This is a genomic window from Georgenia wutianyii, from assembly GCF_006349365.1.
Classification (GTDB): domain Bacteria; phylum Actinomycetota; class Actinomycetes; order Actinomycetales; family Actinomycetaceae; genus Oceanitalea; species Oceanitalea wutianyii.
In genome coordinates, this window is record NZ_CP040899.1 from 870,905 (window position 1) to 894,822 (window position 23,918).

Below are 23,918 nucleotides of genomic sequence, written 5' to 3' on the forward strand. Positions count from 1 at the left end.
ACTACCTTCCCGCGAGAGCGGAGTTTTGCGTGACAGCCGACTTTTGGGCGAGAGTCGACTTTTGCGTGAGAGCGGACTTTTGCGCGAGAGCGGAGTTGCGCGAGCGGCGGCGGCGTCGTTGCGTGCGGAACTCGGCTGTCGCGGGTTACCGGCGGCGGGTCTTGTGGTGGCGCAGGGTGAGGGCGGCGAGGGCGAGGAAGGCGGCGAGAGCCAGCCACGCCATCGCCGAGCCGGGCGCCTCGACGGTGAGGGGCGGTGCGGCGCCCTCGGTCGCGGCACCCAGGGTGTCGGTCGACGGCGCGGTCGGCGGGACCGGCAGCGGTTCGTCGAGCGCGGCGAGGGTGAGCACGGTGAGCGAGGCCGTCCACCCCAGCGTCGACACGGCCGCGGGCCGGCCCTGCGGGTCGACCTTCTCCGGGAATGCGCCGACGGCGGTGCGGTGGTCGTCCATCCACTCGACGAGCGCGTCGGCCTTGGCCCGCTGCCCGTCGGTGGCCCAGGCGAGGGCGAAGAACATCGTCTCCGGGGTCCACGTCATGTCGTCGCCCCACCGCTCCCCGGGTTGCACCCCGCCGGTGTCCTGGACGATGACGTCCCACGTCGTGTCGAGCTCGGCGCGCACCTCCTCAGTCATCGCGTTGAACGGCGGTGCGAGCCAGGCGACCGCGGAGTCCTTGCCGCTGCCGTCGAGGATCGTGCGCTGGTAGCCGATGGATCCGAAGGACAGCTCGATGCCGATCGCGAGGCGGTCCGCCGCCCGGAACCAGCGGGCCGCGTCGAGGCCCTGCCCGGCCTGCTCGGCGATCGCCCCCGCGGCGCGCAGGCCGGCGAGCAGCGGCGCCGCGGTGCCGAGGTTGGGCGCCGGGTAGGCACTCTCCCAGTAGTCGGGCCGGGCGGGTGGGATGCCGTTCTCGTCGAGGCTCGCGGCGGCGTGGTCCGCGGCGGCCCGGACCATCGGGTAGAGCTCGGCCAGCGCCTCCTCGCGCTCGGCCGGCGAGGCCACCTGGAGGTACTGCCAGGTCGCCCACGGCAGCCAGCCGTTGGCGTCCAGCTGCCACGGGCGGGCGTCGGGCGGGCCGGACCCGTCGAGCAGCGTGCGTGCCTCCCACGTGCCGTCGGCCCGCTGGGTCTCGGCGTTGTACCGCAGGATCCGGTAGGCCTCCTCGGTGAAGCCCGCGCGGGCGAAGGCGACGGCGGTGAAGGCCGAGTCGCGCGGCCACGAGTACTTCCAGATCGTGTGCCAGGCGGCGGCGACCGCGCCGTTGTCCTGGAGCAGCAGGCGCATGTCGAGCAGCGCCCGCTCGGCCATCTCCCGTTCCGCCGAGGTCCGTCCCGGGACCGTCCCGGCAGCCAGCCACGCCCGGCTCTCCTCGACCTGCGCCAGCGCCTCCGGGCTCCCGGCGGGCACGACGGCCGGGTCTGCGGCCGCACCGGGCAGGTGGAGCCAGCTCCCGTCGGCGAGCTCCAGGACGCTCGAGCCGGGCAGGTACCGGGCCCCGGCGACCTCGAAGGCGGTGAGGGCGTACGGTCGGCCCTCGGTGCCGACGAGTCCGGCGGGCTGGACACCGAGCGTCTGCGCGGGCAGGTGGCGCCAGCACGAGTTGTCCGCCGCGCAGCGCCCGGGCTCCCCGACGTAGAACGCCAGGCGCCAGCCGCCGAAGTCCGCCGCGGCCCCGGCGCCGTACCGCGCCCAGCCGCCCCAGTGCGCACGGTCGTAGTTCCAGCTCGCCGGCTCGCCCGGGTCGCCGGTGCGGGTGCCCCACCACTCGACGGCGTCGTCGGTCCCGTGCGCCTGGAGGACAACGGCGTACTCCTCGCCGGGGACGACGGGCGCTCCGCCGAGGTCGAGCTCGAGCCAGCCCTCGCCCGGCCCGAGGTCCACCGACGCGGCGGCCACCTCCGTCGTCTGGTCGGCGACGTCGGTGCGGACCGACGCGGTGAGCTGCCCGCCGCTCGAGCGGCTGACCACCCACGCGCCCACCGCCCCCAGCGAGGCGCCGGAGGGGATGAACGTCTGCGCGGCGGCGTGGTCCTCACCGCGCAGGGAGAAGAGCGCGTCGGTGTGCTCCGGCTGGGACTCGTGGGCCGGGACGGCAGCCGCCGGCACGCCCCACGACACGACGGCGACGGCGCCGGCGAGTGCGGCGAGGAGCAGTCGTCGACGCGTCGTCACCGGCCAACCCTACGGGTGGCGCCGACGCCGTCCAAGCGCCTCAGGACAGCAGCTCGAGGACCGCCTGCTCCGCCGGGGCGAGTCCTGTCCGCACCGCGGCCTCACCCGGGGTCAGGGCGTCCGGCGGGATCGTGTGGCCGCGCTCGAAGGCGTCGATGACCTGCGGGTCGATGTAGGACGCCCGGCTCACTGCCGGGGTGTTGCCGAGGTCCTCGGCCACCCGTTTGACCGCCGTGGTGACGGCTGCCTGCCGCTTGCGCGCGGTGGCGACGTCCTGGGCCCGCGCGAGGGTGACGGCGGCGAGGACCGTCCCGCGCCACGTGCGGAAGTCCTTGGCGCTCGCGTCCGGGCCGAGGAGGTCCTTGATGTAGGCGTTGACGTCGGAGGAGGTGAGATCGGCCCAGCCGCGCCCGTTGCGGTAGGCGAGCAGCTCCTCCCCACCGCCGCGGCGCCGGCGCAGGGTGGTGAGCGGGGCGGTGAGGTCCTCGTCCTGCAGCGACAGGGAGCGGGGCATCCCGGACTTGGCGGTGTACTCGAAGGTCAGCGTGCCGTCGGAGCGGATCCGCAGGTGGTCCTTGCGCAGCGTCGCCAGCCCGTAGGTCTCGTGCCGGGCGGCGTAGGTCTCCCCGCCGATGCGGAAGGCGCCGCGGTCCAGCAGCCGGAAGGCGATGGCCAGCGCCTGGTCCCGGGAGAGCCGGGGCAGGGCGAGGTGCTCGGCGACCTGCGCCCGCGCGTCGGCCAGCCGCCCCGCGACCTCGAGCACGTGCCGGTGCTTGGCCCGCTCCCGCCGCGCCCGCCACACCTCGTGGTAGAGGTACTGGCGGCGCCCGGCGTCGTCGAGGCCCACCGCCTGGATGTGACCGGCGGGGTCGGGGCAGATCCACACCTCCCGCCAGGCCGGCGGGATGACGAGCCTCTTGCAGCGGTCGAGGATCTCGGGGTCCTCGACGCGGCGGCCCTCGTGGTCGAGGTAGACGAAGCCCCGGCCCGCCCGACGGCGGCCGAGGCCGGGGGAGTCGACGCTGACCTTACGCAGTCTCATGCGTTCATCACGGCGCCATTGTGCGAGTCCCGGCGAGGACGCGCTCGCCGGGCCGACTCACGCCGCGTGGACGCGGACCATGCCCTCCTGGGCGAGGGAGGCGACGAGCGCGCCGGACCGGTTGTAGACCTTGGCCAGCCCCAGGCCCCGCCCGCCCTGGGCGCTCGGGGCGTCCTGGACGTAGAGCAGCCACTCGTCGGCCCGCACGTCGCGGTGCCACCACATCGCGTGGTCGAGGCTCGCGACGGACAGCCCGGGGGAGGTCCACACGAGCTCGTGGCGGCGCAGCACCGGCTCGAGCATCACCTGGTCGCACGCGTAGGCGAGCAGCGCCCGGTGGAGGAGCTGGTCACCGTCGACGCGGCCGCGCGAGCGCATCCACAGCGCCTGGCGGCTGAGCGGCGAGCGTCCCCGCGGCACGTAGATCGAGCCCTCGACGTGGCGGATGTCGAAGGCGCCGTGCCGGGCGAAGAAGCGCGCCGCCGGGTGGTCGTAGCGCGCGAACAGGTCCGCCGAGCTCTCCAGCCCCTCCGGGCCGGGGACCTCGGGCGGCTCCTCGGCGTGCTCCAGGCCGGGCTGGCGCTCCTGGAAGGAGGTGATCATGGAGAGGATCGGCAGGCCGTCCTGGATCGCGTGGGTGCGCCGCGCGCTGAACGACCCGCCGTCGCGCAGCCGCTCGACCTCGAAGGTGATCGGCCGGTCGAGCTTGCCGGGGCGCAGGAAGTAGCCGTGCACCGAGTGCGGCAGCCGCTCGGCCGGCAGCCCGGCGTCGGCGACCGTCTGGCCGGCGGCGACGATTGCCTGGGCGAGCACCTGACCGCCGTAGACCCGGCCGCTCAGGTGGTCCAGCGACCCGCCCGTGCACTGGTCGTGGCCGGTGCGCTCCAGGCGCAGGAGACCGAGGACGGCCTCCAGCGCCTCGGTGGGCTCACCGGCGTCCGGGACGTCGGCCTCGGCGGGGCTCACGGTGCCTCCATGGTGTTGACGAGGGAGAAGGCGGCGCGCTGGAGGTAGTCCCACAGGAGCGCCTCGAGGTCGGCCGGCAGACCGAGCTCGTCGACCCCGTCGCGCATGTGCTGCAGCCAGCGGTCCCGCGCCAGCGGCGTGACGGCGTAGGGCGCGTGCCGCATCCGCAGCCGCGGGTGGCCACGGGTGTCGGAGTAGGTGCTCGGCCCGCCCCAGTACTGCTCGAGGAACATCGTCAGACGCTCGACGGCGCCCTCGAGGTCGTCCTCGGGGTACATCGGGGCCAGGACGTCGTCGGTGCGCACGCCCTCGTAGAAGCGGCGGACGAGGCGCTCGAAGGTCGGGCGCCCGCCCATGGCCTGGTAGACCGTCACCTGGTCGGCGGCGCTCACAGCCCCAGCTCGTCGAGCACCGGCAGCTGGCCGCGGACCAGGGCCCGCGCGTGCTCGGCGGAGTCCGCGCCGAGGGCGAGCTGGGCGAGCTCACGGCAGCGCTCCAGGCTCGTCGCGGCGAGGACGGCGGCGACGTCGGGCAGCGAGCGCGGCGACATCGACAGCGAGGAGACACCGAGGCCGACGAGGACGACCGCCATCGCGGGGTCCGCCGCGGCCTCGCCGCACACCCCGACCGGCCGGCCCTGCTGGTCGCCGCCGCGGCAGGTGGCGTCGATCATCCGCAGGACGGCGGGCTGGAAGGAGTCCGACAGCGAGGCGAGGGAGCCGAGCAGCCGGTCGGCGGCCATCGTGTACTGGGTGAGGTCGTTGGTGCCGATGGAGGCGAAGGCGGCGCGGGCGAGGATCGGCCCGGACATGAGCGCGGCGCTCGGCACCTCGACCATGACGCCGGCGGTCTCCAGGCCGTGCTTGGCGCAGGCGGCGACGAAGTCCTCCGCGTCCTCGACGGTGGCGACCATCGGGGCCATGACCCAGACCTCGGCGCTCTCCGCGGACGCGGCCTCGGCGATCGCGATGAGCTGGTGGTCCAGGATGCGCGGGTTGCGCCACGAGGTGCGCAGGCCGCGTACGCCGAGCGCCGGGTTGGGCTCGGCGGTGTCGGTGAGGAACGGCATCGGCTTGTCGGCACCGGCGTCGAGGGTGCGCACGACGACCTTCTTGCCGGGGAACGCCGAGAGCACCTTGCGGTACTCCTTGACCTGCTCGGCGATGCTCGGCTCCTCGGCGCGGTCGAGGAAGCAGAACTCGGTGCGGAACAGGCCCACGCCCTCCGCCCCGGCCTCGGCGGCCTTGGCGGCGCCGGCAGGCTCGCCGACGTTCGCGAGCAGCTGGACGTGGTGGCCGTCGCTCGTGCGCCCGTGGCCGTCGAAGGTCCGCACCTGCGCGGCGAGTGCCTCGGCGGCAGCGACCTCCTCGGGGCTCGGGTCGAGGACGGCGGTGCCGGCGGCGCCGTCGACGAGAACGAGGCGGCCGTCCTCGAGCGTCTCGACCGCGCCGGCCGCGCCGACGACGGCGGGGATGCCGAGCGAGCGGGCGAGGATCGCCGTGTGGGACGTCGGGCCGCCCTCGGCGGTGACGATCGCGCGGACCCTGGCCGGGTCGAGCAGCGCGGTGTCGGCCGGTGCGAGGTCGAGCGCCACGAGCACGAACGGCTCCTCGAGCTGAGGGATGCCCGGCATCGGCAGGCCCTGGAGCCCGGCGACGATGCGGTCGCGGACGTCGCGGACGTCCCGCGCGCGCTCGGCCATGTACCCGCCGAGGGCGCTGAGCTGGTCGGCGACGCCGTTGGCCGCCTCCCACACCGCCAGGGCCGGGGTCTTGCGCTCGTCGCGCACCTTGGCCTGCGCGGCGGTGACGAGGGTCGGGTCGGCGGCCATCTGCGCCGTCGTCGCGAGGATCTCGGCGGCCTCGCCGTGGGCGGCGGCGGCCGAGGCGTTGAGGGTGTCGGCGACCTTCGTGGCGTGCTCGGCGACCTGCGCCGCCGCGGCCTCGACGTCCGCCTCCGCGGGCAGCCGGTCCGCCGCGTCCGGGGCGGGGATCGCCCCGGCGAGCTGAGCCACCGGGCCGGCGGCACGCCCCGGGCTCACGCCGATACCCCGGACCTGTGTGCGGGCGTGCTCAGTGCTCAAGATCGTGCTCCCGTCGCGTGGTGCATGCTGTGCTTATTGTGCGCCCCTGGCGGGGTGTGGTCGCAGGTGCCGGTACGGGCCGGTGCCGGGTCACATTCTCCCTGACGGAGCGTCTCGACGGGCTCGCCGCCCGGCCCGCCGTACGGTCGACCTTATCGCCCGAAAGTGTGATGCGTGCCGTCCCGGGGGACTACCGGGGTGCCAGTCTGGCAAGATCGACAGCGTGCCGAGGACCATGGCAAGGAGCAGCTGAGCACGTGAACACCGCAACCCCGACGGCACCTGACCTGCCGAGCGGCGACCTCCAGCGGCTGGCGGCCGCCTACGGCGTCGCGACCGACTTCTGGGACTTCACCGGTCACCACCGCACCGTCTCCGCGACGACCATCCGCGCAGTGCTGGCGGCGCTCGGCGTCGTCGTCGACAGCGAGGACGACGTCGCCACCGCGCTGTCCGACGTCGAGCTCGCGCCGTGGCGCTCCGTCCTGCCCCCCAGCCTCGTGCTGCGGCAGAGCCGGGACCACGAGCTGGCCGTCCACGTCCCGGACGGGACCCCCGTGACCGTGCACGTGGCGCTCGAGGACGGGCAGCGCCGGGACCTCGAGCAGCTCCCGGTGTGGGTCGAGCCGCGCGACGTCGACGGCGTGCGCACCGGGCGTGCCACCTTCCGCATCCCCGCCGGGCTGCCGCTCGGCTGGCACGAGGTCGTCGCCGTCGTCGGCGAGGAGGAGCTGGCCCGCTGCACGCTCGCCGTGTCCCCGGACGCGCTCACCCCGCCGGCCGGGCTGCCCGAGCGCACGTGGGGCGTCATGGCCCAGCTGTACTCGGTGCGCTCGCGCGCGTCGTGGGGCGTCGGCGACCTCGCCGACCTCGCCGAGCTCGGCAGCTTCTTCGGGGACCAGGGCGCAGACTTCCTGCTCATCAACCCCCTCCACGCCGCCGAGCCGGTCGGCCCGATGACCCCCTCGCCCTACCTCCCGGTGACCCGGCGGTTCGTCAACCCGCTGTACATCCGCCCCGAGGACATCCGCGAGTGCGCCTACCTGCCGGGCCCGCAGCGCGCGCTCGTCGAGTGGGCGGCCGAGGAGGTCCGCGGCTCCGTCAGCGACCCCAGCCCCATCGACCGCGACGCCGCGTGGGCCGCCAAGCGCCAGGCGCTGGAGGTCATCTACGCCGCCGGCCGCTCACCGGCCCGCCAGCGCCGTCTGGACGCCTTCCGCGCCGCGCAGGGGCAGGGTCTGGAGGACTTCGCCCTCTGGTGCGCCCTCACCGAGCGCTACGAGGGCAAGGAGTGGCCCGAGGGCCTGGACGACCTCTCCTCGCCCGCCCTCTACAAGGCACGCGTCGAGCTCGCCGACCGGATCGACTACTACGTGTGGCTCCAGTGGGTGGCCGACACCCAGCTCGCCGACGCCCAGCGCACGGCCACCGAGGCGGGGATGGCGTTCGGCGTCATGCACGACCTCGCCGTCGGCGTGCACCCGGGCGGGGCCGACGCGTGGACGATGAAGGACGTCCTCGCGCGCGGCATCGGCGTCGGTGCGCCGCCGGACATGTACAACCAGCAGGGGCAGAACTGGTCCCAGCCGCCGATGCGTCCCGACGCGCTCGCCCGCACGGGCTACGCCGCGTTCCGCGACATGCTGCGCACGGTCCTGCGGCACGCCGGGGCGATCCGCGTCGACCACATCCTCGGCCTGTTCCGGCTGTGGTGGATCCCGGACGGCCACGGCGCCGCCGAGGGCACCTACGTCCGCTACGACCACGAGGCGATGGTCGGCGTCCTGCTCCTGGAGGCGCAGCGCGTCGGCGCCGTCGTCATCGGTGAGGACCTCGGCACCGTCGAGCCGTGGGTGCGCGACTACCTCGCCGAGCGCGGCGTGCTCGGCACCTCGGTCCTGTGGTTCGAGAAGACCGACGACGGCGGGCCGCTGCGGCCCGAGCACTACCGCGAGCTCGTGCTCGCCACCGTCAACACCCACGACCTGCCGCCGACGGCGGGCTACCTCGCCGAGGAGCACGTCGACCTGCGCGAGCGCCTGGGTCTGCTCACCGAGCCGGTGCCGGTCGTCCGCGCCGAGGCGCGGCGTGAGCGCGACCGGATGGTCGCCCGGCTGCGTGAGTACGGGCTGCTGCCCGAGAAGCCGACCGAGCGCCAGCTCGTCGAGGCGCTGCACGCCTACGTCACCCGTACCCCCTCGCGCATGGTCGGCGTCGCGCTCGTCGACGCGGTGGGGGAGCGGCGCGCCCAGAACCAGCCCGGGACCGACGAGGAGTACCCGAACTGGAAGCTGCCGCTGGCCGACGGATCGGAGCACGTCGTCCTCGTCGAGGACCTCGCCGAGAACGCCCGTCTGCGCTCCCTGCTCGACGTCGTCCGCGAGGAGATCGCGCGCGACTGACGCTCGCGCTCTAAGGGCCCGGCACCACTCGGTGCCGGGCCCTTCGCGTGCGTGGCCGCCGGTGCCGGAGCGGGCGTGGGTGCCGCCGTGGCCTGGGGTGCGTGCGGGCGTCGTCGGCGTGGGTGGTGCCGTCGTGCCCGGCGCGAGTTCCGGCGCCGTCGTGGGCGCCGCCCGTGCAGGTGCCGGGGCTTCTCGTGGGTGCCTGACCCGGTCCGGCGGCGTCGGCGTTGTCCCGGGCACGCGAAAGGGCCCGGCACCTCGCGGTGCCGGGCCCTTCGTGGTGCGCGTGGCTAGCTGTTGCTGCTCGGCTCGGCGCCGGCGGCCCCAGGCTCGGCGTCGCGCTTGCCGGTCGAGACGGCGGCGGCCTCCTGGGCCTCGTCGAAGACCGACGGCGTCGCGGCGCCGTCCTCGCCGTCGTCCTCACGCCCCGGGGTGCGGAGGTTGAACTTGGTGATGGCGAAGCGGAACAGGACGTAGTAGATCGCGCCGTAGATGAGGCCGAAGACGAGGATCATCAGCGGCCCGGTCGCGATGTTGAAGTTGAGCGCGTAGTCGAAGAAGCCGGCCGAGAAGGAGAACCCGCTGCGGTACTCCAGCGCGTTCATCAGCGCCAGCGAGCTACCGGTGAGCAGCGCGTGCACGACGTACAGCGGGAAGGCGACGTAGGCGAACGCGAACTCGAGGGGCTCGGTGATACCGGTGAGGAAGGCGGTGAGAGCAACCGAGAGCATGATGCCGCCGGTGATCTTGCGGCGCGACGGCTTGGCGGTGTGCCAGATCGCCAGGGCGGCGGCCGGCAGGGCGAACATCATGATCGGGAAGAAGCCGGTCATGAAGACACCAGCGGTCGGGTCGCCCGCGAAGAAGCGGGCGATGTCGCCGTGGACGACCTCGCCGGCCGCGTTCTCGAAGGAGCCGAACTGGAACCACGGCAGGTTGTTCAGCAGGTGGTGCAGGCCGAACGGGATGAGCAGACGGTTGACGGTACCGAAGACGAAGCCGCCGAGAACCGAGTTGCCCGGGTCGGTGACCCAGTCGCCGAAGCCCGTGATGACGGTGTCGAACACCGGGTAGATGAAGGCCAGGACGACGGCCGCGACGATCGCCGCGACGGCCGTGACGATCGGGACGAAGCGACGCCCACCGAAGAACGCGAGGTAGGTCGGCAGCTTGATCCGGTAGTACTTCTGGTAGAGCACCGCGGCGATGATGCCGATGATGATGCCGCCGAGGACGCCGTAGTTGATGGTCTCGGCGCCGGCCTCGCCACCGCCGAACGTGCCGCCCCACGGGGCCTCCATCGGCGCGAGCGCGCCGAGCACGTTGGTGAGGACGAGGTAGCCGACGACGGCGGCCAGCGCCGTCGAGCCGTCGGACTTGCGGGCGAAGCCGACGGCGACACCGACGGCGAAGAGGAGGGGGAGGTTGGAGAAGAGGGCGTTACCGGCCGCGGCGAAGACGGCTGCGACCGGCTCCATCCAGCCCATGCCTGCCCAGCCGGCGACGCCGTCGACACCGAGCAGGTCCGGCTGGCCAAGCCGGAGCAGGAGGCCGGCTGCCGGGAGGGCAGCGATGGGCAGCATGAGGGAGCGACCCACACGCTGGAGCTGGGCGAAGCCGGGGATCGGCTTCTTTACCTTCTTGGCCGGGGCCGCGGCGGCGCCGGCGGTTGCTGCTGTCACGTCAGGCTCCTCATCGAGGGGCGACGGTGGGGGAACCGTCGGGATTTCTTACGTTCCGGGAGGGTTACCCGGGCGGGGTCGTAGACATCTCGTGAAGGATGTCTGGACCAGTTGTGCATACTAGAGCGCCCTAAGATCGTGCGTGTCAAGCGTCGGTAGGGCGCGCCGCAGAAGGCACGTCCGATCCGCTGTCGGAAGGACGGCCATGAAGTACCTGACGGTGCGGGAACACCTGCGCTCGCTCATCGCCGAGGAGCTCGGCGTCGGTGACGCCATCCCCTCCGAGCGTGAGCTGTGCGGGCAGTTCGGGGTCTCCCGAATGACCGTCCGCCAGGCTGTGGACGCCCTCGTCGTCGAGGGTCTCCTCGAACGCGTCCAGGGGCGTGGGACCTTCGTCGCCCAGCCCAAGGTCGACCTCCAGCTCCGGCTCGCCTCCTTCCCCGAGGAGATGCGGCGCCGGGGCATGGAGCCGGACCTGCGCGTGCTCGCCGCCGAGCTCACCGCCGCTACCCCCCAGCTGGCCGCGGCGCTCGAGCTGCCCGTCGGGGCCGACGTCTACTACCTGCGCCGCCTGCGGCTGGCCGACGGGCTGCCGATGGCGGTGGAGCAGAACTGGGTGCCCGCCGCGCTCGTGCCCGACCTCCTCGAGCCGGAGCCCGCGTCGAGCGTCTACGACGCGCTCGCCGAGCGCGAGCTCGCCCCGACGTGGGGAGAGGACGTCATCGAGGCGGTCCAGCTGGACGAGGAGGTTGCCGGGCACCTCGGGATCAGCCCCGGCGCCGCCGGGCTGCAGATCCGCCGCCGCACCTTCTCTGGGGATCTGGCCGTGGACTACGGCGTGTCGGTGTACCGCGGTGACCGATACTCGCTGTGGGTCCCGGTCAGCGCGCCCGGTCCCACCCTGGTGCCCTCCCGGCGTCGTCTCGCCGCGGTGGTCGGTACCCGGAACGAACCGAACCCGAAGGAGGGACTGGCGTGAAGGACATCCACGCGATCCTCGCCGGCCTGGGCGGCATCGACAACATTCGCGAGCTCGAGTCCTGCATCACCCGCCTTCGCGTCGAGGTCGAGGACCCCCAGCAGGTCGACCCCGACGCGCTGCGTGCGGCCGGGGCGCACGGCTCGCTCCAGCGGGGGCGCATCGTCCAGGTCGTCGTCGGCCCCGAGCTCGACGCCCTCCTCGGGGACCTGAGCGAGGAGGCGTGGCGCCGCTCCGACGACGCCTGAGGTCACGACGCCGCACACGTCTGGACCAGTTAAGGTTTCCCTACGCGACGACGCATGGCGCGTCAGTCATCGACACACGGCCGCGGCCGTGGATGAGGAGCACACAATGAGCAAGGCAGAGTCCATCCTCGCGGCCCTCGGTGGCGACGAGAACATCGTCGACCTCGAGGCGTGCATCACCCGGATCCGTGTCGAGGTCGAGGACTCGAGCAAGGTCGACGAGGCCGCGCTGCGCGCCGCCGGGGCCTTCGGCGTCGTCCAGCAGGGCAACGCCATCCAGGTCGTCGTGGGCCCCGAGGCCGACAACATCGTCGAGGACATCGAGGACCTTCGGTGACGGTGCGCGTCCTCGCGCCGGTCGCGGGCACCGTCGTCGCCATGTCCGACGTGCCCGACCCCGTCTTCGCGGGCTCGATCGTCGGCCCCGGCATCGCGGTCGAGCCCGAGGGGGACGGTCAGGTCGACGTCCTGGCCCCCGTCGCCGGCACCATCGTCAAGCTTCACCCGCACGCCTTCGTCATCCTCACCGCGGAGGGCAAGGGCGTCCTGGTCCACCTCGGCCTGGACACCGTCCAGCTCGAGGGCGAAGGGTTCATCCTGCACGCCCAGGAGAAGGACACCGTCAGCGAGGGACAGCTGCTCGTCAGCTGGAGCCCCGCGGAGGTCAAGGCCGGCGGTCGGTCCCCGGTGAGCCCCGTCGTCGCGCTCGAGGGCGCGGCGGACTCCCTCACGCTCGCGGTCGAGCCCGGCGCGCACGTCGCGGCCGGAGACGACCTGTTCACCTGGGAGTGAGGACCGTCGAGGACCTGCGGCTCCGGGTCGGCACCTTCCTGCGCCGGCCCGGTGCCGCCGTGCTGCTCGACCTCGACGGCACGCTCGTCGACTCCGAGCCGATGCAGCGCGCTGCCTTCCACGCCTACTTCGCCTCCCGGGGCTGGGACGTCGGCCATGAGGTCGTGGGCCAGTTCATGGGGCGGCGCGGGCACGAGTCCTTCGCCGCCATCGACGGGCCGTGGCGCGGGGAGGACCCGCGGGAGCTCACCGCTGCCGTGCTCTCCCACCTCGACCACGAGGCCAACCCGCCGGTCGCCGTCCCGGGCGCCGCGGAGGCCATTCGCGGGTGGCGGGCAGCCGGCCTCCCGGTCTCGCTCGTGACCTCGGCGTTCCGCTCGTGGGCCGAGGAGGCGCTCGAGCTGCTCGGCGTCGCCGACCTCGGGGTCCGGCTCGTCACGGCGGAGGACACGCCCGTCGGCAAGCCGCAGCCCGCGCCGTTCCTCCTGGGCGCCGAACGGCTCGGGGTCGACCCGGCCGACTGCCTGGCCGCCGAGGACTCGGTCGCCGGGATCGCCTCCGCCCGTGGCGCCGGCGTCGGGTTCGTCGTCGGCGTGACGACGAGCCTGGGCCACGACGTCCTCGCCCAGGCCGGAGCCGACGCCGTCGTCCCCGACCTCACCCTCCTCGCACCCACCCCCTGACCCACCCCACCCCTCCCGCGAGAGCCGACTTCCGCACGACAGCGGATTAGCGCGCGACAGCGGAGTTGTGTGCGAGAGCCGACTTCCGCACGACAGCGGAGTTGTGTGCGACAGCGGAGTTGCACGCGAGAGCCGACTTCCGCGCGACAGCGGAGTTGCACGCGAGAGCCGACTTCCGCGCGGCAGCGGAGTTGTGCACGACGGCGGAGCCTCGCGTGGGAGCGGCTGCTCGACGTCCGCATGACCAGGGTCTTGTCGCGCCGGCGACGCTGCCCGCCGGCGGAGCCCGAAGATCACTGCCGCCCACACTCCCGGCGCCGATCCGTCACAGGGGACGCGCCGCGTGCGCGCCGTGACCCGAACGGCCGACCGCCCCATGCCTGGTCAGGCACGGGGCGGTCGGCCGTAGTCCGTCATCCCCTGGCGGCTGTCACACACAACTCCGCTCTCGCGCAGAATCCCGCTCTCGTGCGGAAGTCGGCTGTCGCGGAGAGAGGGGTGGGATTGGGGGAGGGTCAGGGCTGGGTGGTGCGGTCGGCGGCCTGGGCGGCGAGGGCACGGCGGACGGCGTCGCGGTCCTCGCTCACCAGCCGGCGCAGCGCGGGCGCGGCGTCGGGGTGGGCGGCGAGCCACTCGTCGGTCCGGGCGAGGAGGTCGACGCCGTGGACGTCGGCCAGCCCCGCGAGCGGGAACGGGTACATGCCCGTGACGACGGTCTGGGCCATCTCGTTGGTCCGCTCGGCCCACACCCGCTCGAGGGAGTCGAAGTAGCGGTCGACGAACGGCACGAGCAGCGCCGGGTCGTGGACGTCGGTGAACCCGTCGACGACGGCGTTCTGGAGGGCGTTCGGCAGTCGCTCGGAGTCGACGACCGACTCCCACACCTGCTCCTTGGCCTCGCGCGTCGGGATGATGGCCCCGGCCCGCGCGGCGGCCTGACGCCCGGCGGCGGTGTTGTCGCGACGGGACTCCGCGGCGATCTCCTCCTCACCCGCGCGCCCGCCGGCCGCGAGGGAGGTGAGCAGCGCCCAGCGCAGGTCGGTGTCCACGGCCAGGCCGGGCAGCGTCGTCGTGCCGTCGAGCAGGCCGGCGACGGTGTCGAGCTGGGACTCGGTCACCGCCTCGTGGGCGAACGCCCGGACGAGCTGGAGCTGGCTGTCCGATCCAGCCTCGGCGGCCTGCGCGATCTCCCACAGCCGGTCGGCGACCCGCGGGGTGAGCTCGGCGCGACTCTCCGGCGCGCTGTAGCCGCGCAGCGCGAGACCGAGCTGGCGCAGCAGGACGAGCAGGACGGTGGAGTCGGTCTGGGCTCCGACGTTGCGCAGCACGAGCTCGATGTACTCGCGGGCCGGCAGCTCGCCGTCACGGGTCATGTCCCAGGCCGCCGCCCAGATGAGGGAGCGGGCGAGGGAGTCCTCGAAGTGGGCGAGGTGCTCGACGGCGGTGCGCAGCGAGTCCTCGTCCAGGCGGACCTTCGCGTAGGCGAGGTCCTCGTCGTTGAGGAGGATGAGCGCCGGGCGCGGACGCCCGACGAGCTCGGGGATCTCGGTCCGCGCGCCGTCGACGTCGGTCTCGACGCGCAGCACGCGCTCCAGGCGGGTGGCGCCGTCGCGCTCGACGACGTCGTACCCGCCGATGACGAGGCGGTGCGGGCGCTGGACGGGGTACTCCTCGGGCACCTCCTGGGTGACGACGAAGGAGGTGATGACGCCGTCGTCGTCGGTCGTCAGCTCGGGCCGCAGCAGGGTGACGCCCGCGCGCTCGAGCCACACCTGGGACCAGGCGGTGAGGTCGCGGCCGCTGGTCGCCTCGAGCTCGGTGAGCAGGTCGCGCAGCTCGGTGTTGCCCCACTCGTGCTTGGCGAAGTACCGGCGCACGCCGGCGAGGAACTCCTCGCGTCCCACCCAGGCGACGAGCTGCTTGAGCACCGAGGCGCCCTTGGCGTAGGTGATGCCGTCGAAGTTCACCTCGACGTCCTCGAGGTCGTTGATCTCCGCGACGATCGGGTGCGTGGAGGGGAGCTGGTCCTGCCGGTAGGCCCAGCCCTTCTCCAGGGAGGAGAAGGTGGTCCACGCCTCGGTCCACTCGGTGGCCTCGGCGGTGGCGAGGGTGGACATGTACTCGGCGAAGGACTCGTTGAGCCACAGGTCGTTCCACCACCGCATGGTCACGAGGTCGCCGAACCACATGTGGGCGAGCTCGTGGAGGATGGTGACGACGCGCCGCTCGACGGTGGCCTCGGGGACCTTGGAGCGGAAGACGTAGTTCTCCAGGAAGGTGACGGCGCCCGCGTTCTCCATCGCGCCGGCGTTGAACTCGGGGACGAAGAGCTGGTCGTACTTCTCGAACGGGTAGGGGCGGTCGAACGTCTTCTCGAAGAACGCGAAGCCGGCCCGGGTGATGTCCATGACGTTCTCGGCGTCGAGGTGCTCGGCGAGCGACGCGCGGCAGAACACGCCGAGGGGGATGGTCCGGCCGTCGGAGCTCGTGAGCTCGCCGGTGACCCGGTGGTAGGGGCCGGCGACGATCGCCGTGATGTAGCTGGAGATCCGCGGCGTCGGGGCGAAGTGCCAGACGGCGGCGCTCTCGTCGCCGTCCGCGGCCTGCGGCTCGGGGGTCGGGGAGTTGGACACGACGGTCCAGTGCTTGGGGGCGCGCACGCTGAAGCGGAACTCGGCCTTGAGGTCGGGCTGCTCGAAGACGGCGAACACGCGCCGGGAGTCGGCGACCTCGAACTGGCTGTAGAGGTAGACCTCGTCGTCGACCGGGTCGACGAAGCGGTGCAGGCCCTCGCCGGTGTGCATGTAGCGGCAGTCGGCGACGACGACGAGCTCGTTGCGCTCGGCAAGGCCCTCGACAGCGACGCGCGCGCCGTCCCAGGCGCGGGGGTCGACCTGGCGGCCGTTGAGCTCGATCTCGTGGACGGCGTCGGCGATGAGGTCGACGAAGGTGCTCGCCCCCGGCGTCGCGGTGAAGGTGATCCGCGTGCGCGAGGCGAAGATCCGGTCCCCCCGGGTGAGGTCGAGGTCGACGTCGTAGCTCTCGACGGCGACGGTCGCGGCGCGGTCCGCGGCCTCCTGACGGGTGAGGTTCTCTCCGGGCACGGTCCCTGCTCCTTCTGCGGTGTGTGCGCGCTTGTCGCGGCCCCCTCGATCCTGCCACGGCGGGCGACCGGGACACATCCGCATATGGTGGGCGCGGCGGTGCGCCGCCCCTATCCGCCCCTCAAGGAGGACGCACATGAGCGAGGCCGTGACCACCCGGGAGGTCGCAGACTTCTGGTTCGACCCGGTCTGTCCCTGGGCCTGGATGACGTCGCGCTGGATCGGAGAGGTCGAGAAGGTGCGACCGGTGGGGGTCCGCTGGCACATCATGTCCCTCGCCGTGCTCAACGAGGGGCGCGAGCTGCCCGAGGAGTACCGCGAGGTCATGGCCAAGGCGTGGGGCCCGGCGCGCGTGGTCAACGCCGCGCGCGAGCTGCACGGCGAGGACGTCGTCAAGCCGCTCTACGACGCGCTCGGCACCCGCTTCCACCCAGGCGGCCGGGACACCGGTGACCCGGAGGTGCTCGTCGAGGCGCTCGAGGAGGCCGGCCTGCCGGCCGAGCTGGCCCGCTACGCGACCTCCGACGAGCTCGACGAGTCGCTGCGCGCGTCCCACCGCGAGGGCATCACCCGGGTGGGCGAGGACGTCGGCACGCCGGTCGTCGCCTTCGACGGCGTCGCGTTCTTCGGGCCGGTCGTCACGCCCGCGCCGAAGGGGGAGGACGCCGGACGGCTGTGGGACGGCTGCGTCCTCGTCGCCGGCACGCCCGGGTTCTTCGAGCTCAAGCGCACCCGCACCCAGGGCCCCCGGTTCGACTGACCCGAAGGCCCGGCTCTCCCTCCCTCCGTCCCCGACGCCGAGAGCCGGGTCCTGCACACGCTGAGGCGTGCAGGACCCAGCTCTCGCGGGGAGGGGTGTTCTCGCGCCGGCCTGACGCGTGCAGATCCAGCGCTCGGCGGGGGCGGGGGACCGCGGGTCGTCAGCCGGCGGTGTACTGCTCCAGGACGAGGGCGGCCTCGGCGCGGTAGCGCTCGCGGACCTCGGGGGTGGGCTGGGCGCTGAGCACGCGCGTGCCCTCCCGCTCCCACGTCGGGGGCTCCTCGGCGCCGGAGAGCACCCACGCCGCCTGGCGTGCGGCGCCGTCGGCGACGTACTCGCCCGGCTCGGGCAGCTCGACGTCCTGTCCCAGCACCGCCGGGGCGACGGCCTGCACCGCGGCCGAGCGGGCGGCCCCGCCGATGAGGCTGATCCGCCGGACGTCCACACCCTGCGCCTGCACCGCGGCCATCCCCTCGGCGAGGTGGCACAGCATGCCCTCGACGGCGGCGCGCGCGAGGTTCTCCCGCGTCATCGACTCGCGGGTCATGCCGCGCAGCGAGCCCGTCGCCTGCGGCAGGTTGGGGGTGCGCTCGCCGTCGAGGTAGGGCACGTGGACGAGCCCGCCGGCCCCGGGCTCGGCGGCGAGGGCGAGCTCGCTGAGCCCGGCGTGGTCCACGCCGAGCAGCCGGGCGGTCGCGTCGAGCACCCGTGAGGCGTTGAGCGTCGTCGCCATGGGCAGGAAGTTGCCCGTCGCGTCGGCGAAGCCGGTGACCAGCCCGCTGGGGTCGCGCACCGGGTCGGCGGCGACGGCGGAGACCACCCCGGAGGTGCCGAGGGAGATCGTCACGTGCCCGGTTCCCATGCCGACGCCGAGAGCGGCGGCCGCGTTGTCCCCGGCGCCGGGGCCGAGCAGCGCGCCGGTCCCGCCGACCCGTCCGGCGACGTCGGAGGGGCCGAGCACGCGGGGGAGGACGACGTCCTCGCGCCCGAGGGCCAGGGCGAGCAGGTCACGCCGGTAGGTGCCGGTCGCGGGGTCGAAGTAGCCCGTGCCGGAGGCGTCCGAGCGGTCGGTCACGAGGTCCGTCAGGACGCCGGTGCCGGCCAGGCGCCAGGTGAGCCAGTCGTGGGGGAGGGCGACGGCCGCCACCCGCGCGGCGTTGTCCGGCTCGTGCTCGGCGAGCCAGCGCAGCTTCGTCACGGTGAGCGAGGCGACGGGGACCGAGCCGATGGCCTCGACCCATGCGCGGCGCCCGGCCGCGACGTCGCCGTCGCCGAGCTCGGCGACGAGGTCCGCGGCGGCCTGGGCCGAGCGGGTGTCGTTCCACAGGAGCGCTGGCCGCACCACGCGGCCCTCGGCGTCGAGGGCGACGAGCCCGTGCTGCTGACCGCCGACGGCGACGGCGGCGACGTCGTCCAGGCCGCCCGCCTGGGCCAGCGCCTCCTGCAGGGCGACCCACCACGCCTCGGGGTCGACCTCGGTGCCGTCGGGGTGGCGGGCCTGCCCGCTGCGGACGAGCCGACCTGTCCGCGCGTCGCGGACGACGACCTTGCAGGACTGGGTCGAGCTGTCGATCCCGGCGACGAGCCGACCGGTGAGCGGGGACATGGCGCCACCTCTTTGGGAGCGAAGGGTTTGTTAGAGCATAGAACTAAAGCAGTCGGCGCCGGTAAGGTCAAGGCATGACGGCACTCGACGACCTGCGCAGCGACCCGCCGACGACGGTGGGCGTGGGGCAGGCCGCGCTGCGCGACCAGAACCTCGCCGTCGTCGCCACCCTGGCCTTCGCCGCACCGGAGCCGGTCTCCCGGGCGGCGATCGCCGCGGCGAGCGGTCTCACCCGGTCCACCGTCTCGCGGCTCGTCGACGAGCTCCTCGCCGGCGGGGTGCTGCGTGAGCTCCCGCGGCAGGTGGCCGGTCGGGGCCGGCCGGCCACGCCTCTCGCCCCGGCGCGCGGCACTCTCGTCGGGCTGGGCCTGGAGGTCTCGCCCAGCTACCTCGGCGCCCGGCTCGTCGACCTCAACGGAGACGTCCTCGCCGAGCAGGTCCTCCCCGCCCACCTGGAGCGGAGCGACGCGCATGAGGTCCTCGCCCGCCTCTCCCGGCTCGCCTCGCAGGTGCTCGCCGACAGCTCGGAGGGCTGGTCCACCCTTGCTGGGGTGCGCCTCGCCGTGCCGGGCCTGGTCGATTCCGCGGGCCTCGTCCTGCGGGCACCGAACCTCGGCTGGCGCGAGGTCTCGCCAGGCGACCACCTCGACGCCGCCGTCCTCGCCGCGGCCGGCGGGCGTCCTGGGCCGCCGCCGGCGGTGGGGGTGGGCAACGAGGCCGACTTCGCCGCGCTCGCCCACGCCCTGGAGGTCCCGGGCCGCCCGGCGGGCAGCGCGAGCTTCTTCTACGTCTCCGCCGACATCGGCATCGGTGGCGCGTGCGTGGTCGACGGCGCGCCCGCGCGTGGGCGGCACGGGTGGGCGGGGGAGATCGGGCACACGCTCATCGACCCCGCCGGGCCCGTGTGCACGTGCGGTGCGCGTGGCTGCCTCGAGCAGTACGCCGGGCGTGACGCGCTGCTCGCCGCGGCGGGACTGGCCCCGGACGTGGAGGTCGAGGCGCTCGCGGCCGCGGCTTCCGAGCCGGGACGTGCGCGGGAGGCCGTCGCGCAGGCGGGCCGTGCGCTCGGAGTGGCGATCTCCAACGTCGTCAACTTGCTCGACGTCGCCGACGTCGTCCTCGGGGGCCAGTTCGTCCCGCTCCTGCCGGCCCTGCGGCCGGCCATGGAGGAGGAGCTGCGCAGCCGGGTGCTCGCCGCGCCGTGGCTGGACGTGACGCTGCGAGCGGGCGAGGGCGGGATGCCGTCACTGACCGGGGCCGCCTACGCGGTGCTCGGGGACGTCGTCGCCGGTCCGAGCGCCTGGCTGCAGGTGGCTTGACACGGCCCTCCGAACCTAGTTAATTTCACTACACAACAAATCTCGACGAGGAGTCAACCATGGTGCGAAAGCCCACCCCTGACGACCGCTTCTCCTTCGGTATCTGGACCGTCGGCTGGACTGCCCACGACGCGTTCGGATCGGCGAGCCGGCCGGCGCTCGACCCGTGGGAGTACGCGACGAAGCTCGCCGAGCTCGGCGCGTGGGGCGTGACCTTCCACGACGACGACGTCGTGCCCTTCGGCTCCGACGACGCCGAGCGCGAGCGGATCCTCACCCGCTTCAAGCAGGCCACCGACGACGCCGGCCTCGTCATCGAGATGGTGACGACCAACACCTTCAGCCACCCCGTCTTCAAGGACGGCGCGTTCACCGCCAACGACCGCTCCGTGCGTCGTTACGGCCTGCGCAAGGTGCTGCGCAACGTCGACCTCGCCGCCGAGCTGGGCGCCTCGACCTTCGTCATGTGGGGCGGGCGTGAGGGCAGCGAGTACGACGGCGTCAAGGACGTCAAGGCCGCGCTCGACCGCTACCGCGAGGGCATCGACACCGTCGCCGGCTACATCAAGGAGAAGGGCTACGACCTGCGCATCGCGCTCGAGCCCAAGCCGAACGAGCCCCGCGGCGACATCCTCCTGCCGACCGTCGGCCACGCGCTCGGCTTCATCGCCGAGCTCGAGAACGGCGACATCGTCGGCCTCAACCCGGAGACCGGCCACGAGCAGATGGCGGGCCTGAACTACACCCACGCCCTCGCGCAGGCGCTGTGGTCCGGCAAGCTCTTCCACATCGACCTCAACGGCCAGCGGTCCATCAAGTACGACCAGGACCTCGTCTTCGGTCACGGCGACCTGCTGTCGGCGTTCTTCACCGTCGACCTGATCGAGAACGGCTTCCCGGGCGGCGGCCCCCGCTACGAGGGCCCGCGCCACTTCGACTACAAGCCCTCGCGCACCGAGTACATGCAGGGCGTGTGGGACTCCGCCGAGGCGAACATGGCGATGTACCTCATGCTCGCCGAGAAGGCCGCGGCCTACCGCGCCGACCCGCGCGTGCAGGAGGCGTTCGCCGAGTCCGGCGTGCTCGAGCTGTCCCAGCCCACCCTCGGTGAGGGCGAGACCCTCACCGACCTGCTCGCCGACCGCAGCACCTTCGAGGACTTCGACGTCGAGGCCGCCGCGCGTCGCGAGTACCGCTTCGTGCGCCTCAACCAGCTCGCGATGGAGCACCTCATCGGCTGACCGGCCGCCAGACGCCGAGAGCCGGATCATGCACCATGCATGATCCGGCTCTCGTGCGTCTGGGTGCGTGCGTCTCGGGGGAAGGACCGCGCGGCGTGCACGATCCAGCTCTCGGCGGGATGCGTGGGCCGGCGTGTGCGCGGCTGAGCGTGCGGTCCCGCCCGTGCTGCCTACCCCCCATGCACCACCACATGCGCCCCACATGCACCACCACATGCGCCGAGAGCTGGATCGTGCGCGGTGCACGATCCAGCTCTCGGTGGGAGGGGCTGGGTGTCAGAGGCCGATGAGGGTGCCGAGCTCGGCCTTCATCGTCTCCAGGCGTTCCGCGGCGGCCCGACGGGTGTCGGGCAGCTCGTCGCGCTCGTGCACCGGCACGATGACCTCGAGGTAGCACTTGAGCTTGGGCTCGGTGCCGCTCGGCCGGACGATCGCCCGGTCCCCGCGCTCGGTGAGGTAGACCAGGCCCTCGGTCGGGGGCAGGCCGTCCGCGCCGGCGCTGAGGTCGGTGGTGCGCACGACGGGCGAGCCCGCGAGCGTCGCCGGGCCCTGGCTCCGCAGCCGCTCCATGGCCTGCGGGATGAGGCTGAGGTCGGCCACCCGCAGCGTGAGCGGGGCGGTGGCGTGCAGCCCGTACTGCAGGGCGAGGTCGTCCAGCGCGTCGGTGAGGGTCCGGCCCTTGTCGACGAGCTGGCTGGCGAGGAACGCCACCCGCACGGCGGCGCTGATGCCGTCCTTGTCGCGCACGGCCTCGGGGTCCACGCAGTAGCCCAGCGCCTCCTCGTAGCCGAACACGAGGCCCGGCACCCGGCTGATCCACTTGAACCCGGTGAGGGTCGTGCGGTGCTCCAGCCCGTGGGACTCGGCGATCCGCGCGAGCAGCCGCGAGGAGACCAGGGAGCTGGCGAGCACGCCGCGCCCCTCGACCGCCGCGCTGATCGCGGACTGCTTGCCGAGCAGCGCCCCGACCTCGTCGCCGGTGAGCTGGCGCCAGCCGCCGAGCGCGGACTGGTCCGGCACCGCGACCGAGCAGCGGTCGGCGTCGGGGTCGTTGGCGATGATGAGGTCGGCGTCGACCTTCTGCGCGAGGCGGAAGGCGAGGTCGAGCGCGCCGGGCTCCTCGGGGTTGGGGAACGCGACCGTCGGGAAGTCCGGGTCGGGCTCGGCCTGCTCGGCGACGACGTGGAGGTCGGTGAACCCGGCCCGCCGGAGCGTCTCGGACGCCACCGCCGCCCCCACCCCGTGCATCGGGGTGTAGACGATGCGCAGGCTGCGCGCGTACCCGGTGGGCACGAGCGAGGAGGCGCGGGCGATGTAGTCCTCGACGATCGAGGGGTCGAGCACCTGCCACCCGTCGGGCGGCAGCGGCACGTCCGGCACCGCGCCGACGGCGTCGATGCGGGCGGCGATCTGCGCGTCCGCGGGGGTGACGAGCTGGGCGCCCTGCCCGGAGTCGGTGACGACCCGCCCACCGAGGTAGACCTTGTAGCCGTTGTCCTCCTTCGGGTTGTGGGAGGCGGTGACCATGACTCCGGCGTCGGCACCGAGCGCGCGCACGGCGTAGGCGAGCACCGGGGTGGGGCCGGGACCGGGCATGAGCATCGCCTCGCCGCCCGCGCCGGTGACGACGGCGGCGGCGTCCTGCGCGAAGCGCTCGGAGCCGTGCCGGGCGTCGTAGCCGATGACGACGCGCGGGGCCGCGCCGTCGAGCTGCTCGGTGAGCCAGGCGGTGAGCCCGGCGGTGGTGCGGATGATGACGGCCCGGTTCATCCGGTTCGGGCCGCCGGCGACCGCGCCGCGCAGTCCTGCCGTGCCGAAGACGAGCGGCCCGGAGAAGCGGTCCTCGAGCTCGGCCCGGGCCTCCTGCGCCTCGGGCCCGTCACCGGTGGCCTCCTCGAGCAGCGTGCCGACCTCGTTCGCGGTGAACGGGTCCGGGTCCTCGGCGATCCAACGCCGGATGACCTCGACATCCATGTGTGTGCTCCCTTTCTCAGATACGACGGACGATCTGCGCCAGCAGCCGGGAGATCCGTGGCCCGGCCGCGCGGCCGGCCTCGAGGACCTCCTCGTGCGACAGCGGGTCGGCGCTGATGCCGGCCGCCAGGTTCGTCACGAGCGACAGACCGAGGATCTCCAGGCCGACGTGGCGGGCGGCGATCGCCTCGAGCGCGGTCGACATGCCGACGAGCGTGCCGCCGAGCATGGCGGCCATGCGCACCTCGGCGGGGGTCTCGTAGTGCGGGCCGGGGAACTGGACGTACACGCCCTCGGTCAGCGTCGGGTCGACCTCGCGGGCGATGTCGCGCAGCCGGGAGGAGTACAGGTCGGTGAGGTCGACGAACGTCGCGCCCTCGATCGGCGAGGCCGCCGTGAGGTTGAGGTGGTCGGCGATGAGGACCGGGGTGCCGGGCAGCAGGGCCGGGTCGAGCCCGCCGCAGCCGTTCGTCAGGACGAGCTGGCGCACGCCCGCGGCCGCCGCGGTGCGCACACCGTGGGCGACGGCGCGCACGTCGCGCGACTCGTAGTAGTGGGTGCGGGAGCCGAGGACCAGCGCGTGCCGGCCGTCCTCGATGCGGATCGAGCGGATGGAGCCGCCGTGCCCGGCGACGGCCGGTGCCCGGAAGCCGGGGACCTGCTCGGCGGGGATGTCGGCGACGGTCTCACCGAGGAGGTCGGCGGCGCCTCCCCATCCCGAGCCGAGGACGAGCGCGACGTCGTGCTGTGCGATGCCGGTGAGCTCCGCGAGCCGTTCGGCCGCCTTGTGGGCGAGCTCGAACGGAGCGCGCGGATCCGAGGAGTCAACAGGGGTGTCCATGCCCCGACGGTACCGCCCGCCCG

19 protein-coding genes are annotated in these 23,918 nt (G+C 73.6%); 9 read left to right on the forward strand and 10 right to left on the reverse strand.

Annotation, left to right across the window (positions count from 1 at the left end; all coding sequences use genetic code 11):
* Positions 1-145: 145 nt before the first annotated feature.
* From FE251_RS03870 to ptsP, 5 genes are read right to left on the reverse strand one after another with little or no spacing between them, the layout of a single operon-like run.
* A complete protein-coding gene (locus FE251_RS03870; RefSeq protein ID WP_139947983.1) occupies positions 146-2,173 on the reverse strand; it encodes a glycoside hydrolase family 15 protein in 2,028 nt (675 codons plus the stop codon).
* A gap of 40 nt (positions 2,174-2,213) precedes the next feature.
* Positions 2,214-3,215 (reverse strand): DNA topoisomerase IB, encoded by a 1,002-nt coding sequence (locus FE251_RS03875; protein ID WP_139072710.1) that lies wholly within the window; start codon positions 3,213-3,215, stop codon positions 2,214-2,216.
* Between the two features lie 57 nt (positions 3,216-3,272).
* Positions 3,273-4,181: an acyl-CoA thioesterase gene (locus FE251_RS03880; protein ID WP_139072711.1), complete on the reverse strand. Its 909-nt coding sequence runs from the start codon at positions 4,179-4,181 to the stop codon at positions 3,273-3,275.
* On the reverse strand, positions 4,178-4,537 hold the full coding sequence (locus FE251_RS03885; protein WP_139072723.1) for a globin: 360 nt from the start codon (positions 4,535-4,537) through the stop codon (positions 4,178-4,180). Before FE251_RS03885 ends, FE251_RS03880 begins: the two co-directional genes overlap by 4 nt.
* Positions 4,538-4,569: 32 nt before the next feature.
* Positions 4,570-6,267 (reverse strand): phosphoenolpyruvate--protein phosphotransferase, encoded by a 1,698-nt coding sequence (ptsP, locus tag FE251_RS03890; protein ID WP_139947984.1) that lies wholly within the window; start codon positions 6,265-6,267, stop codon positions 4,570-4,572.
* 254 nt (positions 6,268-6,521) lie between these two features.
* On the opposite strand from ptsP, the gene malQ reads away from it, so the two are divergent.
* Entirely contained in the window at positions 6,522-8,666 is a 2,145-nt protein-coding gene (malQ, locus tag FE251_RS03895) for a 4-alpha-glucanotransferase (protein WP_230976535.1), read from the forward strand.
* A gap of 290 nt (positions 8,667-8,956) precedes the next feature.
* Here malQ and FE251_RS03900 read toward each other — a convergent pair whose 3' ends face one another.
* Positions 8,957-10,348 carry a PTS transporter subunit EIIC gene (locus FE251_RS03900; RefSeq protein ID WP_230976536.1) on the reverse strand — a complete coding sequence of 464 codons (1,392 nt, stop codon included), beginning with the start codon at positions 10,346-10,348 and terminating at the stop codon, positions 8,957-8,959.
* A 205-nt stretch (positions 10,349-10,553) separates the two neighbouring features.
* Here FE251_RS03900 and FE251_RS03905 point away from each other — a divergent pair, with 205 nt between their 5' ends.
* From FE251_RS03905 to FE251_RS03925, 5 genes are all read left to right on the forward strand, one after another.
* A complete protein-coding gene (locus FE251_RS03905) occupies positions 10,554-11,327 on the forward strand; it encodes a GntR family transcriptional regulator (RefSeq protein ID WP_139947987.1) in 774 nt (257 codons plus the stop codon).
* Complete coding sequence (locus FE251_RS03910; protein ID WP_230976537.1) at positions 11,324-11,575, forward strand: PTS transporter subunit EIIB; 252 nt, start codon at positions 11,324-11,326, stop codon at positions 11,573-11,575. Before FE251_RS03905 ends, FE251_RS03910 begins: the two co-directional genes overlap by 4 nt.
* Positions 11,576-11,681: 106 nt before the next feature.
* Complete coding sequence (locus FE251_RS03915) at positions 11,682-11,912, forward strand: glucose PTS transporter subunit EIIB (protein WP_139072716.1); 231 nt, start codon at positions 11,682-11,684, stop codon at positions 11,910-11,912.
* Positions 11,909-12,367, forward strand: a complete 459-nt coding sequence (locus FE251_RS03920) for a PTS sugar transporter subunit IIA (RefSeq protein ID WP_139072717.1) — start codon at positions 11,909-11,911, stop codon at positions 12,365-12,367. Before FE251_RS03915 ends, FE251_RS03920 begins: the two co-directional genes overlap by 4 nt.
* The gene (locus FE251_RS03925) at positions 12,364-13,050 is read left to right on the forward strand and encodes an HAD family hydrolase (protein WP_139947989.1); all 687 of its coding nucleotides are present in this window, start codon (positions 12,364-12,366) and stop codon (positions 13,048-13,050) included. Before FE251_RS03920 ends, FE251_RS03925 begins: the two co-directional genes overlap by 4 nt.
* A gap of 515 nt (positions 13,051-13,565) precedes the next feature.
* Here FE251_RS03925 and pepN read toward each other — a convergent pair.
* Positions 13,566-16,154 (reverse strand): aminopeptidase N, encoded by a 2,589-nt coding sequence (pepN, locus tag FE251_RS03930; RefSeq protein ID WP_139947991.1) that lies wholly within the window; start codon positions 16,152-16,154, stop codon positions 13,566-13,568.
* A 136-nt stretch (positions 16,155-16,290) separates the two neighbouring features.
* On the opposite strand from pepN, the gene FE251_RS03935 reads away from it, so the two are divergent.
* Entirely contained in the window at positions 16,291-16,914 is a 624-nt protein-coding gene (locus FE251_RS03935) for a DsbA family oxidoreductase (RefSeq protein ID WP_139071084.1), read from the forward strand.
* A 160-nt stretch (positions 16,915-17,074) separates the two neighbouring features.
* Here FE251_RS03935 and xylB read toward each other — a convergent pair whose 3' ends face one another.
* Positions 17,075-18,520 (reverse strand): xylulokinase, encoded by a 1,446-nt coding sequence (gene xylB / locus FE251_RS03940; RefSeq protein WP_139947993.1) that lies wholly within the window; start codon positions 18,518-18,520, stop codon positions 17,075-17,077.
* A gap of 74 nt (positions 18,521-18,594) precedes the next feature.
* On the opposite strand from xylB, the gene FE251_RS03945 reads away from it, so the two are divergent.
* Both FE251_RS03945 and xylA read left to right on the forward strand, forming a co-directional pair.
* Complete coding sequence (locus FE251_RS03945; protein WP_139071082.1) at positions 18,595-19,839, forward strand: ROK family transcriptional regulator; 1,245 nt, start codon at positions 18,595-18,597, stop codon at positions 19,837-19,839.
* 59 nt (positions 19,840-19,898) lie between these two features.
* A complete protein-coding gene (gene xylA / locus FE251_RS03950; protein WP_139071081.1) occupies positions 19,899-21,080 on the forward strand; it encodes a xylose isomerase in 1,182 nt (393 codons plus the stop codon).
* Between the two features lie 276 nt (positions 21,081-21,356).
* Here xylA and FE251_RS03955 read toward each other — a convergent pair whose 3' ends face one another.
* Both FE251_RS03955 and FE251_RS03960 read right to left on the reverse strand, forming a co-directional pair.
* A complete protein-coding gene (locus FE251_RS03955) occupies positions 21,357-23,054 on the reverse strand; it encodes a phospho-sugar mutase (protein ID WP_139947995.1) in 1,698 nt (565 codons plus the stop codon).
* Positions 23,055-23,070: 16 nt separating this feature from the next.
* Positions 23,071-23,895 (reverse strand): purine-nucleoside phosphorylase, encoded by an 825-nt coding sequence (locus FE251_RS03960; RefSeq protein WP_139947997.1) that lies wholly within the window; start codon positions 23,893-23,895, stop codon positions 23,071-23,073.
* Between the last annotated feature and the right edge of the window lie 23 nt (positions 23,896-23,918).